This is a genomic window from Maricaulis sp. D1M11 (assembly GCF_047308265.1).
Lineage (GTDB): Bacteria > Pseudomonadota > Alphaproteobacteria > Caulobacterales > Maricaulaceae > Maricaulis.
On sequence record NZ_JBKQWY010000024.1, the window covers coordinates 1 to 1,197 of the forward strand.

1 protein-coding gene is annotated in these 1,197 nt (G+C 58.6%); it reads left to right on the forward strand.

Annotation, left to right across the window (positions count from 1 at the left end):
- Positions 1-6: 6 nt before the first annotated feature.
- The gene (gene tuf, locus RMQ97_RS15480; RefSeq protein ID WP_413661803.1) at positions 7-1,197 is read left to right on the forward strand and encodes an elongation factor Tu; all 1,191 of its coding nucleotides are present in this window, start codon (positions 7-9) and stop codon (positions 1,195-1,197) included.

The following is a 1,197-nucleotide window of genomic DNA, read 5'->3' on the forward strand; positions in this document are numbered from 1 at the left end:
AGATCGATGGCGAAGGAAAAGTTTGAGCGGACGAAACCGCACGCAAACATTGGCACGATTGGTCACGTTGACCACGGCAAGACGACGCTGACCGCGGCGATCACGATGGTGCTGGCTGAGGCCGGTGGCGGTGAAGCCAAGGGTTATGACGAGATTGACTCGGCGCCGGAAGAGAAGGCGCGCGGTATCACGATCTCGACGGCTCACGTTGAGTATGAGACGGACAACCGTCACTACGCGCACGTGGATTGCCCGGGTCACGCTGACTACGTGAAGAACATGATCACGGGTGCGGCGCAGATGGACGGCGCGATCCTGGTTGTGAACGCAGCCGATGGCCCGATGCCGCAGACGCGCGAGCACATTCTTCTGGCGCGCCAGGTTGGCGTTCCGGCGCTGGTTGTTTTCCTGAACAAGGTTGACCAGGTTGATGATGAAGAGCTCCTGGAGCTTGTGGAAATGGAAGTTCGCGAACTTCTGTCTTCCTACGACTTCCCGGGCGACGACATTCCGATTGTTGCCGGTTCTGCACTGGCGGCTGTTGAAGGTCGTGACGAGAATATCGGCAAGGAGAAGATCCTGGAGCTGATGGCTGAAGTGGATGCCTACATCCCGACGCCGGATCGCCCGAAGGATCAGGATTTCCTGATGCCGATCGAGGACGTGTTCTCGATTTCCGGTCGCGGTACTGTTGTGACCGGCCGTATTGAGCGCGGTATTCTTCACGTGGGTGACGAGATCGAGATCATCGGCATCCGCGAGACGTCGAAGACGACGTGTACGGGCGTTGAAATGTTCCGCAAACTGCTCGACCAGGGCGAAGCGGGCGACAATGTCGGTGTTCTTCTTCGCGGTGTTGACCGTGAAGGTGTCGAGCGTGGCCAGGTTCTGGCCAAGCCGGGCTCCATCACGCCGCACCACAAATTCGTGGCAGAAGCCTATATCCTGACGAAGGAAGAAGGCGGCCGCCATACACCGTTCTTCACGAACTACCGTCCGCAATTCTACTTCCGCACGACGGACGTGACCGGTGTTGTGACCCTCAAAGAGGGTACGGAAATGGTGATGCCGGGCGATAATGTTGAGATGAACGTGGAACTGATCACGCCGATCGCGATGGATCAGGGTCTGCGCTTCGCCATCCGTGAAGGCGGTCGTACCGTCGGCGCCGGCGTCGTCTCCTCCATCGTCGAGTAA

Excerpts from the sequence above, each read along its gene's own strand:
- tuf (WP_413661803.1), top strand. The coding sequence starts at position 7 with ATGGCGAAGGAAAAGTTTGAGCGGACGAAACCGCACGCAAACATTGGC.